We start from the raw sequence: 12,813 nt of genomic DNA, 5'->3' as shown, positions 1-12,813 counted from the left end.
CTCTAGGAATTGCATAAAGGTCTCACGTAATGAGGTATCTACACTAAGCAATTGGTTTGCTTACATATAATTGAGTTCTAACAGCGTCGTACTGTCCGGAAAAAACAGCTGACTGCTGATGAGCCCCAAATTGAATTCCAGATCACTGTTGACGATATCCGAGACAATAAAGCGCTCACCGGATACCTTGTGATATTGGCCGTTATTGAGAATGCCCAGCTCATCGCTCATGGCACCACGCACGGACATGGAAATAAAAGGCAGTGATGCCACCGTCGCCCCGTCAACCTGACAACCGCTGATTTTCAACGTGCCCGGTTGCTGAGCCTGCAGTGGAATGCTGCGCAGCACCTTCAGCGTACAGCCCGATTCGGCTAGTCCATCCGTGAGTTCGTTGGCGTGGACTGATCCCGCCATCATCACCAGCTGCAGCACCATGGCCGCCATCATTGAAGTTTTCATGATTAGGGTTCGATGTGAGGAAACAGAATGTGTGAAGTTGTGGTGGCTCGCACCACCACAACCCTTGTCACACGTTAAGGCACTCTATTACTCGTAGGAGAGAGTAAAGTTGGTCACTGCAGTGAAAGCACCGGCTTTCAGCGGGTTGGTGTCTTGTTTTGCATAGCCTTTCAGCACGGCGCTGAACGGCAGTTCGTTATCACCATTAACCAGGGTAAAGGCTGAAGTCGGAGTACCCAGCACGATCGGAGCACCACCCGGAGCGGTCATCTTGATACCGGCACCAGCGGCGTCACCACCACCGATCACCAGCAGGCTGGAATCTACCGGGTCTTTGGCACCGCTGAAAGTCACCTTGACAGCATCTTCGGCGTCGGAGATTTCACAGTTCAGCAGCTTGATGCTGAACGGCTTGGAGTTGGACTCACCACCGTTGGCCAGCTCTTTGGTGCTGATCTGGCCCATTTCAACTACCTGGTCAACAGACTCAGGGGCTACAGAGCAAGGAGCGTTGATGATTTCACCGTTAAAAGTGACTTTACCGGAACCGGCACCACCAGCAGCAAAAGCGGAGCCGCACAGCAGCATGGAACCAACACCCATAGCAACCAGAATCTTATTAGCTTTCATTCGTTTATACCTACATTAACGTGTGTTGTACTGCATCACTCCAATCATGCTGGAGTCACGATATTAAGTGATGCCGCGATATACTGCACAGCAACTGTTGGCGCTCGTCTCTCATTAAGCCGATGAGAAATCATGCCAATAATAAACTGTGCCTCTTCAGGTTTATTTAAATAAGCAAAAGCAGCACACCGCATCAGGGGTAGTTCCCGCTACACCTCAACTGCACAACTACATACGTCCTTGTCGTCTGTGCAGAAAGCCGCATTCCGCTTTTGCTTGACGAACAAATTAACGACTCGTTTGATGCACATCAAATACATTTTGATTTGTATAAATTCTTTTATAAACACATAAAAAACAATGGCTTAAGCCAACAATAAAACATAAAGCGAGATCCACGTCTGGCGCCGCTATCAGTGGCAGCTGGATCAGCTCACGCCTCAGCAAGAGTGTGATGAGCCACAGGAGCGCAAGGAGGGGAGCAACACCATCCGCTATCGCATCTGCCGTCAGGTGATCCCCGCTGGCAGCGAGGTTCAGGTAACGCTGCAAGATAGCGGCTACCAATACCCGGTCGCCGGCAGCGAGTGGCAACCCCTGCCAGAGAGCAAAGCGTGGCAGGAGAGCCGGGTGCTCAATCGCCCCATCGTGCTGGCCAGCAAGGAGGAGCAGCTGGAGTGCCGCCGCGCCAACGGTCGTCTCTGCTCCGAGCCAGAGCAACCCGATGTGGATCTGCTCGACAGCGATGCAGCCAAACTGGTGGCCGACGTGAGCGGCCAGAACAGTCCTGCCTGGCAGGCGGATTACGGCCACGATGACGCCAAGCTGATGGCGGTGGTGCGCGGCATGCGTGCCCTGCTGGCGGCCAACCAGCCGACCCATCCGGCAATGGACAAGCTGCTCTACTATGTGCGCGCCCATAACTACCATGGCGGCGTTGGCAAGGAGAGTGATCAGGCCGCCCGGGCACTGGCCGGGGTGATGATTGATCTGCTCAACCACCCCTTGCTGCTGGGTGCCGAACCACAAGATCAGGCTGGCACAGTGCTGGAAGCCTGGAGCGTAGCGGCGCAGGGACAGCTTGGCCAAGCCGCCTTCCGCCAGAGTGCCGCCCCCATGCTGGCCCAGCTCAACCAGGCGCTCGGCTATGCGGTGCAACATGCGGCACAGATCAATGGCCACAAACCCTGGGCCGATGGCCTGTTCGAGCTGCTCAATCTGGTCGATCAGAGCGCCTCTTACGGTCAGCAGGCTGACTTCAGCGCAGCTGTGCTGCAACAGGAGGCGGCATTGCGCCAGAGCCTGCTGCAACTGGGCCTGAGCGAGCTGGCCCTCTGGAAACAGCGCGATGGCTCACGGGATCTGTTTATCTTCAACAACATCCTCGATGCCCATAGCCGCCTCTACCAGATGATGCGCTACCTCCATCACACCAGCCCGGATAAGGCGATCGCCTATCGCCAGCAGCTGGATCGCGATGTCATCGCCATCATGCGCCAGCAAGGGCTGATCCCGGGCGGACAGCATCCGGCTGCCATGCTGGAAGAGGTCTCCCTGACCCTCTCCAGCTACTACCTCACCTACACGGATCGCACCAGCGAAGCCTGTGTCAGCGGCGAGTTCGCCGGGCTTTGTACCCCGATCCGCATGGAAGATATTCTGCCGTTCGAGCACACCTGCTCGCCCACCCTGCGTCTGCGCGCCCAGGATCTGACCTTAGCTCAGGCCGAAGGGATCTGCCGCGAGCTGGGTGATGAAGAGCAGCGCTTCCACCAGCAGATGGAGACTGGCTGGCAACCGGTGGCCGATGATCACAACGAAGCGCTGGAGCTGGTGATATTCAACTCCTCCGCCGACTGGGGCCGCTACGGCAGCGCGCTGTTTGGCGTCTCCACCGACAATGGCGGCATCTATATCGAGGGGGATCCGGCTCGGCTCGGCAATCAGGCCCGCTTCTTCGCCTATGAGGCGGAGTGGAAACGCCCTGCCTTCCAGGTGTGGAACCTGCGCCACGAGTACGTTCACTATCTGGATGGCCGCTTCAACCAGTACGGCAGCTTCGGCCACTATCCGCTCAACCGCACCACCTGGTGGGCCGAGGGGATTGCAGAGTACATCGCCCACGGCCAGTGCTTTGCCCGGGGTCTGGATAACGTGGCAAACCGCCCCGCCAACCAGCGCCCGACACTGGCGGCGATCCTCCACCTTGACTACGACCAGGGTGGCGAGATGGTCTACTCCTGGTCCTATACCGTTCACCGCTTCCTCAACGATACCGGTCGCGGCGCTAGCTGGCTGGCGCTGGCACAGGCGCTGCGCAATCCGGATCGACAGCAGGCGATGAGCGACTTCGAAGGGGAGCTGGACCGGCTGATCGCCAACGACAGCGACGCCTATCAGGCATGGCTCGCCCGGGATCTGCTGCCCTGGTGGCAAGCCAACAAGGAGTCCGACGCCTGCAAGGGTAACGACTCCGCCCACTGATAAACCTTCACCGACCAGAGGGGCTGCCACCGCAGCCCCTCGCTTTATCCTCCCGCTCTCCCGGCCTCTGCTGCGACAACCTCTGCCCGAGTGAGGTGCCCGCCCGTTATCAAGCCTGACGCCAGCGGCCGAGTTGTAATAGAATGCCGATAGCCACTCCCAACTTCAGACCCTGACCGCACCGCGCATGAAGAAGTTTGCCAAGATCCTCCTCGCCTGCCTCGTTTTGCTGCTGGCCCTGATTGCCATGCTGCTGGGCTACAGCGAGTGGATCGTCTCGGATGCCCGTCACTACACCTACGATCAGGTGGACAAGGTGCCCTACAACCGGGTTGCGGTGGTGCTGGGCACCTCCAAATATCTCTCCGGTGGCGGCCCCAACCACTACTTCAAATACCGTATCAAGGCGGCGGCCGAGCTCTATAACAATGCCAAGGTGGACTTCATCATCGTCTCCGGTGACAACGCTACCGTACAGTACAACGAGCCACGCCAGATGCGCCGCGCCCTGATCAAGGCGGGTATCCCCGCCTCCGTCATCTATATGGATTTCGCCGGATTCCGCACCCTCGACTCAGTGGTTCGCGCCAAAGAGGTGTTCGGCCAGGAGCGCTTTACCGTGGTCTCCCAGGGCTTTCATAACGAGCGGGCCATCTTCATCGCTCGCCATTTCGGTATCGATGCGGTCGGCTTCAATGCCGAGGATCCCAGCGCCTATCAGGGGATCCGCACCCGGGTGCGGGAAGTCTTTGCCCGCCTGATGGGGCTGCTCGACCTCTATGTACTGGACAAGGGGCCCAAGTTCCTCGGGGCACCTGTGCCCATCGGTCTGCCTGTGCCTTGCCAGTCACTAAGTACCATCGGCAGTCTGCAACCCTGCCTAAAACAACCCAAACCGGCGCTGGATGAGGCCAAGCCAGCGGCAGTCTCTGCCGCGGTTGCCACCGAGTCAGCAACTTCGTCTGCCTCGGCAACGACTGAGCCGGTCACTCCTGCTTTATCCGCAGCGGCAACGACTGATCCGGTCACTCCCGCCAAATCCGCGGCAGAAACCACCGCAGAGGCGCCCAGTGCGGCCTTGCCCACAATGCCGATGGCCCCTTCAGCAGCCAGCGTCAGCACTGCCACACCATAAACAGACGACCCGCCAACTGGCGGGTCTTGTTATTACAGCGCAGGTTGTGGCGGTGAGCCTGCACACCCATACCCAGCGACAGGTCAGCCTCGCGCCGCCTGATAGCGGCGGGCCACTTCGGCCCAATCCACCACCTGATAGAAGGCTGCGATATAGTCAGGACGCTTGTTCTGGTACTTGAGATAGTAGGCGTGCTCCCACACATCCAGCCCCAGGATCGGGGTATGGCCATGCATCAGAGGACTATCCTGATTGGCACTGCTCTCCACCTGCAATCTGCCCGCCTTGTCCACCACCAGCCAGGCCCAGCCGCTACCAAAACGGCTCAGGGCAGCCTGAGTGAAGGCCTGCTTGAAGGCATCGAATCCCCCCAATTCCCGCTCGATGGCCAGAGCCAGTTCACCGCCCGGCTCACCGCCCCCCTGCGGGCTCATCACCAGCCAGAACAGGGAGTGGTTGGCATGGCCGCCGCCATGGTTGCGTACCGCCCCCTGCAAGGTGACAGGCAGAGTATCGAAGCGGCGCAGCAGAGCCTCTACCGGCATTGCGGCCAGCTCTGGCGCCCCTTCCAGCGCGGCGTTGAGGTTGTTGATATAGGTCTGGTGATGACGGCTGTGGTGGATCTCCATGGTCAGTGCATCGATATGGGGTTCCAGTGCGTCGTAGGCATAGTTCAGGGCTGGCAGGGTATGACTCATGATGACCTCTGTTCGGATTAATGGAGCCGGGATGAGGGCTCGCTCTGACACAGGCAGTGACCGAGCGAACGCATGATCCCGGCGTGGCTGCCGTGGCGCTGTACGAACGTCAGCAACTCGGCACGGGTTGTGCGGGTATGGCGCAAAGCAGCCTCTCGCAGGCGAGAGGAGCAAGCGGGGGAGTGACAGGTCGCCAGCAGGCAGTCGTGCACATAGCAGAGCAGGTCGGCGGCGCGATCTGGCAGAGTCATGGCCACCAGCAGATCCGCCAGATTGTGGTGAGCCACAACCAGCGCAGCCACCGCCTCATCGGCGTCATGCCACTGCACCAATTGCTGACGAGCCAGCCACAGCGCCTGCTGATAATGAGCCAGCGCCTGATGATACTCGCCGCAGTCAAACAGCCGGTTGCCCTCTCGGGTCTGCTGTTTCCAGTGACTCATGCTGCTGCCACCTTCGGTCGACTCGACCCACCCCTTCACCCAGGTTGCTGTCATATGCTTCACACCAACAAATGATAATAATTATCATTACATAAATCATGTCCGGGAGACAAGGGGCGTCGGGATCGCAGCAAACAGCCAAAACAGCGCGGCCACTCCTTGGCAAGGAGTGGCCGCTTGAGGCAACCGGTCAGTGGATTCGACCGGCCAATTGCAAGTTAACGGCAGGTCAGATGTTGTTGGCGGGCGAAGGCGGGGCGATCCCCAGCAGCATATGGTCCATCATCCCCACCATGCGCCCTATCTCGGGCTTGGTGATGGTATCGTTGGCCCCCAGTTGCAGCGCTTTCTGGCGGTTGTCATCGCTCATCAGGGAGGAGAACATCACGATGGGCATCTCCTTGTAGGAGGGGGTATCCCGCAGACGCTTGAGCAGGTGCATGCCATCCATGCGCGGCATCTCCACATCGGTGATCACCGCATTGACGAAGCCGGTCACCGGCATTCTCTCCTCCTGGGCCAGACGATCGAAATCCGTCATCATCTCCAGCCCCTCTCCCCCGTCCTTGGCCGTAATCACGTTGTAGCCAGCGGTGCGCAGGGTGGTCTCGATCATCTTGCGGATAAAGGCCGAGTCGTCCACCACCAGAATTGTTTTGCCCTGTCGCAGCGCCATCATGCGATCGTCGATAAGCACTTTGCGATCCTGGGTGACGTCGTACTTCTCCATGCTGAGCTCGGGGTTGATATCGGCGATGATCTTCTCGAAGTCGAGGATCATGATGAGGTTGCCATCGCGCCTGACCACGGCCACCACGCAGTCGTTCTCCCCCGCCTCCAGAAACTGGCTGGGGGACTCCACATCCTCCCAGGAGACCCGGTGGATCCTGCTGACGCTATCGATCAAAAAGCCGTTGGCCATCTTGTTGAAGTCGGTGACGATCACCACCTTGTGGCTGGGGTCAGGGTTGGTCTTGATGCCGAGCCAGCCCGCCAGATCTACCAGGGGGATGAGGCGATCCCGCAGTGAGAATACCCCCACCATATGACGCTGGGCATTGGGGTAATCGGTTGTCTCCGGCACCCGGATCACCTCGCGCACCTTGGCGACGTTTATCCCGTAATAAGCGGTTTTTTCACGACCGTCCGGTAGCTGCTTCTTGAGGTGAAACTCGATGATCTCAAGCTCGTTGGTGCCACTTTCGGTCAGGATAGATTTACGCTCTTCCCCATCTTTGGACATCATGGTGACTCTCATTCTGGTTGCGCGGGCAGCAGACCGCTGCGGTTTTCCCTCAGTATAGGAATGGAATTCACCCAACGGCTCGGATCTCGGCAAGATTGCAGCGTTAACCGCTTGATCCCGTAGGCTGGCGGGATCGTATCTGCCAATCAGGACAACATTGGCGGATGGTGAAATCCATCATGTACTCACAAGGAGCCTGAGATGAGTGAAGGCATAGTCGTGATTGGCGCTTCTGGCGGTATCGGGGCGGCTCTGGTGACACACTGGTTGGCGGCGGGTGTCGGGCCAGTGATTGCCATCAGCCGCCAGCCCGCACCTGCTGGCCTCTCATCGCCGGGTCTGCACTGGCTATGTTGTGATTACAGCGATGAGCAGATGACAGAAGTGGTGGCGCGCATCGCGGAAGTGGTGCCGAGACCGCACAGGGTGGTGATCTGCAATGGCATCCTGCATCAGGGGGAGATCCAGCCAGAGAAGCGACTAGAAGCAATCAATCTCGATGCCATGACCCGCTTCTACCAGACCAATGCCTTGCTGCCGCTGCGCTGGATCAGCCAGTTGTTACCGCTGTTTGGCCGCGAGTCTTGCACCTTGGCCGTTCTCAGTGCCCGGGTCGGCAGCATTGGCGACAACCGAGCAGGCGGCTGGTATGGCTATCGCGCATCCAAGGCAGCCCTCAACATGCTGCTCAAGTGTGCCGCCATCGAGCTGGCCCGGCGGGCCCCCGGTGTCAAATTGCTGGCCTTCCATCCCGGCACAGTGGATACCCCACTCTCCCGCCCGTTTCACGCCAATGTACCGCCAGAAAACGTGCAGAGTCCCGAGCTGGTAGCCGACCATCTGATTAACCTGATGAACCGGCTGCAACCGGATGGCGAGCTGAGCTTTCTCGACTGGCAGGGCAAACCTATCGAGTGGTAGAGGAACTCAAGAGACGCGCCAGCAGCGCCCGCAAACTCTTGATCACGGCGGGCTTGCCCGCCAGCTGCAACCTAGCAGCCAGCGCCCCCCACTCTGCGTATTGCCAGATGGGGGCAATCAGCAGAGCACGTTCGTCAGGAGTCAGTGAAGCCAACACAGCCAGATGGCGTGCCAGCCAAAACTGCAGGCTGCATTGGCTCAGTTCAAACGGCTTGTGATGCAGGGCAAAGCATTCAATCTCGTCGCGCTCGAACTCGCCAAGCTCAGCCGCGGTGACGGTACTGCCTTGCAAACATCGCCATACCAGCTCGGGATCCAATCCTTTCAGCTCGCCTGCCAGCAGGGTCGGCAACTGGCGTAAAAAACGCTGCTGCCACTGATCCATCTCGGACTCATGCTCGGATTTAAGCGCCTTTAGCAGCAAGGCAGCATGGCAGCCGCTGGCGGCATCCCGTTGCAGGCCGATGCGCAGCACCGTCAGTCCTGCCTTGCGCCAGAAGGGGAGCAGGTCGGCGCTGGCCGAAAAAGCCGAGCCAAGGTAATCGATCCCCGCCTGACGATAATGTTCTTCAAGCCTGCCAAGCAGCAGCGACCCCAACCCGTGGCGATGCAGCTCGGGATGGATGGCGATACGCATCACCCGGGCGTAGCTGCGCCCCCCCGCCGTTTTGAAACCGGCGTGGGCCAGCAACGACTGGGGCAGCAGATGGCCGCGCGGACGGCGACGCCCGGCCCAGATCGCCTCGGCCAGCTCGGGTTCTATTCCCCCTTCCCGCGCCACCAGCGCCACTCCCAGCAGGCACACATCCTGCTCCAGCAGATGGATGTCGAGATCCGGACTCTCAAGCAGGGATCTGAGATCGCTCGGCGTAGTCTGGTAGTGGGCCAGCACCAGCAGGCCGAACAGCTGGTTGAGCAACTCCTCGTCGCTCGCCAACGCCCCCTGACTGACCAGACGCCAGCTCGGGCTGGTCGGCGGCAAGGGCATTGCGACTTCGGCATTGAGGCCGAGCAGGCGGAAAATCAGCGGCTCCAGCGGATCGCGCTCACTCCAGCGAATGGGTTCAGAGAGGTGGATCTCCTGCCACTCCGGGGTCTGACTATCAAGCACCCGTTTGAAACGCAGGTGAAAACCGCGACCCGTCCCCTCGTAACCGTGCTCGGTAGTGGCAAACACGATGCGACTGTGGCGGGCCAACATGGCTTCGAGCAGCGGGGTCGGAATGGCGGCCGCTTCATCCACCAGCAGCAGATCGGGATTCATCGCCTCGTGCACCAGCCGATCCGGCGAGCAGTAGTTCAGTCCGGTCAGCTGTTCAGGCGTGGTATCTAGCCCGCGAGCTGAGTGGGCAAACAGGGTCGCTACCGTTGCCTGCGAGGGGGCCGTCACCACTATGTTCAGCCCTGGCTGCTGGCGCAGCAGCTCGGCGGCAGCCAGCCCCAGCAGCGCACTCTTGCCACGACCGCGGTCGGCACTCAGCACCAGCGGCCGACGACGATGGCCGTGCAACACCTTGTGGATGGCGGGCAGTGCCCGTGTCTGATCGCAGCTCAGCCTGCGCTCCGGCCCAATCGGTTGCCACGGCTGCGAGCAAACCGGCGGCTCCAGAGAGAGGGCAGGATCACCTACCAGCAACCGCACCAGCCGGGCGATAAAACCGTGACCGGCCCGGCTCGCCTCTTCCGGCTGGGCCACCAGCCGGATCCGGTCAGGATCCGGCCATGCAGGCCACTGTGCTCTGGGCGGCGTTAGCAGCAACAGCAAGCCACCGGCGCATAGAGTACCTGCCAGCGCCCCGAAGGCATCGGGGTGAAAGCCGCTGAAGGCATTGAACACCAGCGTGTCGCACTCCTGACCGAGCCGCTGCAGCGCCTTGGCGGCAGGTTGCGGGGCATAGCACTCGGGCCCCGCCCCCAGCCAGAAGACGGTCTCGCCGAGCAGGGATTGGGCGCGGGCAATGCACTCGGCCTCCTCCCCCTCCAGCCAGATCAGTCGCCGCTCACCGGCGCGGGCCAGCGCCTCGCGCAGCAGGGTGACCTCTTGCAGTGTCATGAAACTTGGCTGTCAGCCGGTTTGCGGGGCTCGAACATGCGATCTCCCATCTGATCGATAAAGGTGTGGGCCTTCTGCACCATGAAACGCTCGGCATCGGCCGGATTGGCAAACAGATCGGAGCGGATGAAACGGTGGGTTTGCAGCACGCCGTCCAACTCCTTGGTGATGCGGCCAGCCAATCGGTACTGCCCCCCTTCCGCCATGGGCTCCGGATAGATGAGATAACCGGCATATTCGGTGGGAGTGACTTCCGGCGCCTTGGTCGGCTCGCCCCCGAACAGGGCGCTGAACAGTTTCTTGAGCATGGTGATCTCCTCTGGTTGCCAGCATTGTCCCCAAGGGGTTGCACAGTGGCAAGCAGGGGATCTTATTACCAATGGTTATTTGCACTACGAACCATTCTCATTTAGATTTCATCTCATTCCACAAGAGGTGACCATCATGTACGTCTGTTTGTGCCGCGGCATCACAGATACCCAGATCCGCAAAGCGGTGCAGTCAGGTAAAAGCGAATTCCGCCAACTCAAGCAGTCGCTCGAGGTGGGCGCCCAATGTGGAAAATGCGTGCGCATGACCATGGAGATCATTGCCGCCGAGCTCGACAAGATGGAGCAGGAGCAACCCGTGCTCTACTACGAAGTGGCCTGATCCGGACACCTCTTTTCTGATGCGACCCGCCAACAGGGTCACCTCTTTTCTCAGGCGAGCTGGCTCGCCAGACCCCTTGTTGTCACTTTTCTGGACTAAACTCTAACGATCGGAGCCTCAGGCACGAACCAAGGAGCACTGTCGATGAAAGGAGATCCCAAGATCATTGCCCACCTCAACAAGGTGCTGGCCAATGAGCTGATTGCCATCAACCAATACTTCCTGCACGCCCGCATCTACGATGACTGGGGCCTCAAGGCGCTCGGGCACAAGGAGTATCACGAGTCCATTGATGAGATGAAACACGCCGACGAGCTGGTCAAGCGCGTGCTGTTTCTCGAAGGGCTGCCCAATTTGCAGGATCTGGGCAAGCTGCGTATCGGTGAAACGGTGGAAGAGATGCTGCGCTGCGACCTCTCGCTGGAGATGGATGCCATCCCCGACCTCAAGGTAGCCATCGCCTATGCCGAGTCGGTGCAAGACTACATCAGCCGCGACCTGTTCCAGGAGATCCTGGAGGATGAGGAGGAGCATGTGGACTGGCTGGAGACCCAGCTAGACCTTATCGATCGCATCGGGCTGGAGAACTATCAGCAGTCGCAACTGCACCACGGCTCCTGAGCCAGCAGGCCAGCAAGCAAAGAGACCCGCCAGCGCGGGTCTCTTTATTTGGGCCGCCATATTTGAGTCGCATGACCCGAAAACTTTTCGACAGGATCACAGTTAATACGCCCGACACAGCATCTGTCATGGCTTTCGATTAGGATACGGATCTCTTCCAATAACAATGCTACGGACGATTTCCATGGAACAGATTGCACGCGAGATGGCGCCCCACAAACGGGTGGCACTGGTGGCTCACGACAACATGAAGACCCCTCTGCTGAACTGGGTGATGCGCCGCAAGGAGGAGCTCAAGCTCCACCATCTCTATGCGACCGGCACCACCGGCACCATGCTCGGCAAGCAGGCGCAACTGCCCATCACCTGCCTCTTCTCCGGCCCCATGGGGGGCGACCAGCAGCTCGGCGCCCTGATCGCCGAAGGGAAGATCGATGTGCTGATCTTCTTCTGGGATCCCCTCAATGCGGTGCCGCACGATCCGGACGTGAAGGCGCTGCTGCGCCTTGCGGCGGTCTGGAACATCCCGGTCGCCACCAACGAAGCGACCGCCGACTTCATCATGGACAGCCCCCATATGCGGCAAGCGTTCAGCGTGCAGATCCCGGATTACGCCGGTTATCTGAAGGCGCGCACCGAGTGATCGGCTAACCCTCATGCAAGAGGGCCGCAACAAGCGGCCCTCTTTAATTGGGAAAATGAATCAGCCAGGGACACAAACCGGCGCCGGCTTATAGCGCGCGGGCGAGAATGCGTGCCACCCGATCCGGGTCGATATCCTGCTGCTCACCGAGCGCGGTGCGCCCCACCCGCTTGAGGTTGGAGCAGACCGCCGGAATGCAGCTTTCGCTGAGGCCATAGTCGGCAAGCCGGGTCCCCAGTCCCATCTTCTGGAAGAATTGCTCGGTGCGGATGATCGCCTCCTCGATGCGCAGGGCCTTGTCCTCGCGGGTCGAACGCCACACCCGCTCGGCAAACTGGGCCAGCTTGTCCTGCTTCTGGCTCGCCCGCTCACGCAGCAGCGAAGGGAGCACCACCGCCAAGCTCTGGCCGTGATCCAGCCCATAGAGCGCCGTCAGCTGATGGCCGATGGCGTGAGAGGCCCAATCCTGCGGCACTCCGCAACCGATAAGGCCGTTGAGCGCCAAACTGGCCGCCCACATCAGATTGGCCCGCACCTGATAGTTGGTCGGCTCCGCCAGCGCCCTGGGGCCGTTCTCCACCAGCACCTGCAGCAAACCTTCCGCCAGCCGATCCTGTACCTCGCCTCCCACCGGAAAGGTGAGGTACTGCTCGGCAATATGGACGAAGGCATCCACCACTCCGTTACCGGTCTGGCGCGGCGGCAGGCTGTAGGTGGTGGTCGGGTCGAGCACCGCAAATTGCGGCTGCACCAGCGGGCTTCTGAAGGAGATCTTCACATCCCCCCGGCTCACCACCGAGGTGGGATTGCTCTCGGAACCGGTGGC

Annotated in this window: 13 protein-coding genes and 1 pseudogene; 6 read left to right on the top strand and 8 right to left on the bottom strand. The window is 60.0% G+C overall.

Annotated features, from left to right (window positions below; translation table 11 throughout):
• Nucleotides 1-60: 60 nt before the first annotated feature.
• A complete protein-coding gene (locus tag AACR14_RS05635) occupies nucleotides 61-450 on the bottom strand; it encodes a hypothetical protein (RefSeq protein WP_019445468.1) in 390 nt (129 codons plus the stop codon).
• 99 nt (nucleotides 451-549) lie between these two features.
• The gene (locus tag AACR14_RS05630; protein ID WP_026034942.1) at nucleotides 550-1,092 is read right to left on the bottom strand and encodes a fimbrial protein; all 543 of its coding nucleotides are present in this window, start codon (nucleotides 1,090-1,092) and stop codon (nucleotides 550-552) included.
• A gap of 387 nt (nucleotides 1,093-1,479) precedes the next feature.
• On the opposite strand from AACR14_RS05630, the pseudogene AACR14_RS05625 reads away from it, so the two are divergent.
• Nucleotides 1,480-3,576 (top strand): annotated as a pseudogene (locus tag AACR14_RS05625) (collagenase); the annotation flags it as partial.
• 187 nt (nucleotides 3,577-3,763) lie between these two features.
• On the top strand, nucleotides 3,764-4,711 hold the full coding sequence (locus tag AACR14_RS05620; RefSeq protein ID WP_019445465.1) for a SanA/YdcF family protein: 948 nt from the start codon (nucleotides 3,764-3,766) through the stop codon (nucleotides 4,709-4,711).
• An 83-nt stretch (nucleotides 4,712-4,794) separates the two neighbouring features.
• Here AACR14_RS05620 and AACR14_RS05615 read toward each other — a convergent pair whose 3' ends face one another.
• The 3 genes from AACR14_RS05615 to AACR14_RS05605 form a co-directional block, all read right to left on the bottom strand.
• Nucleotides 4,795-5,409, bottom strand: coding sequence for a superoxide dismutase (locus AACR14_RS05615; RefSeq protein ID WP_019445464.1), 615 nt, complete (start codon nucleotides 5,407-5,409; stop codon nucleotides 4,795-4,797).
• A 17-nt stretch (nucleotides 5,410-5,426) separates the two neighbouring features.
• Nucleotides 5,427-5,906 (bottom strand): hypothetical protein, encoded by a 480-nt coding sequence (locus tag AACR14_RS05610; RefSeq protein WP_005354955.1) that lies wholly within the window; start codon nucleotides 5,904-5,906, stop codon nucleotides 5,427-5,429.
• Nucleotides 5,907-6,081: 175 nt separating this feature from the next.
• Nucleotides 6,082-7,098, bottom strand: a complete 1,017-nt coding sequence (locus tag AACR14_RS05605; protein ID WP_005335957.1) for a chemotaxis protein — start codon at nucleotides 7,096-7,098, stop codon at nucleotides 6,082-6,084.
• A 201-nt stretch (nucleotides 7,099-7,299) separates the two neighbouring features.
• Here AACR14_RS05605 and AACR14_RS05600 point away from each other — a divergent pair, with 201 nt between their 5' ends.
• Nucleotides 7,300-8,019 carry an SDR family NAD(P)-dependent oxidoreductase gene (locus AACR14_RS05600; protein ID WP_019445463.1) on the top strand — a complete coding sequence of 240 codons (720 nt, stop codon included), beginning with the start codon at nucleotides 7,300-7,302 and terminating at the stop codon, nucleotides 8,017-8,019.
• Here AACR14_RS05600 and AACR14_RS05595 read toward each other — a convergent pair.
• Together AACR14_RS05595 and AACR14_RS05590 are read right to left on the bottom strand one after the other, a co-directional pair.
• The gene (locus AACR14_RS05595) at nucleotides 8,006-10,072 is read right to left on the bottom strand and encodes a tRNA(Met) cytidine acetyltransferase TmcA (RefSeq protein WP_019445462.1); all 2,067 of its coding nucleotides are present in this window, start codon (nucleotides 10,070-10,072) and stop codon (nucleotides 8,006-8,008) included. The genes AACR14_RS05600 and AACR14_RS05595 overlap by 14 nt on opposite strands.
• A complete protein-coding gene (locus tag AACR14_RS05590; protein ID WP_019445461.1) occupies nucleotides 10,069-10,380 on the bottom strand; it encodes an HlyU family transcriptional regulator in 312 nt (103 codons plus the stop codon). Before AACR14_RS05590 ends, AACR14_RS05595 begins: the two co-directional genes overlap by 4 nt.
• 136 nt (nucleotides 10,381-10,516) lie before the next feature.
• Between AACR14_RS05590 and AACR14_RS05585 the strand changes: the two genes are divergently transcribed.
• The 3 genes from AACR14_RS05585 (at nucleotide 10,517) to AACR14_RS05575 (ending at nucleotide 11,987) form a co-directional block, all read left to right on the top strand.
• Nucleotides 10,517-10,723: a bacterioferritin-associated ferredoxin gene (locus AACR14_RS05585; RefSeq protein ID WP_005335965.1), complete on the top strand. Its 207-nt coding sequence runs from the start codon at nucleotides 10,517-10,519 to the stop codon at nucleotides 10,721-10,723.
• A gap of 144 nt (nucleotides 10,724-10,867) precedes the next feature.
• Entirely contained in the window at nucleotides 10,868-11,344 is a 477-nt protein-coding gene (gene bfr, locus AACR14_RS05580) for a bacterioferritin (RefSeq protein WP_005354959.1), read from the top strand.
• A gap of 184 nt (nucleotides 11,345-11,528) precedes the next feature.
• Complete coding sequence (locus tag AACR14_RS05575; RefSeq protein ID WP_005354960.1) at nucleotides 11,529-11,987, top strand: methylglyoxal synthase; 459 nt, start codon at nucleotides 11,529-11,531, stop codon at nucleotides 11,985-11,987.
• An 88-nt stretch (nucleotides 11,988-12,075) separates the two neighbouring features.
• Here AACR14_RS05575 and AACR14_RS05570 read toward each other — a convergent pair.
• Nucleotides 12,076-12,813, bottom strand: a 738-nt coding sequence (locus AACR14_RS05570; protein ID WP_019445460.1) for an iron-containing alcohol dehydrogenase, incomplete at its 5' end; no start/stop codon positions are given.

Source organism: Aeromonas sp. 159 (assembly GCF_963862045.1).
In the GTDB taxonomy this organism is placed as follows: domain Bacteria; phylum Pseudomonadota; class Gammaproteobacteria; order Enterobacterales; family Aeromonadaceae; genus Aeromonas; species Aeromonas veronii.
Note: the sequence above shows the minus strand (reverse complement) of the source record. Positions and strands in the feature narration are given on the sequence as shown.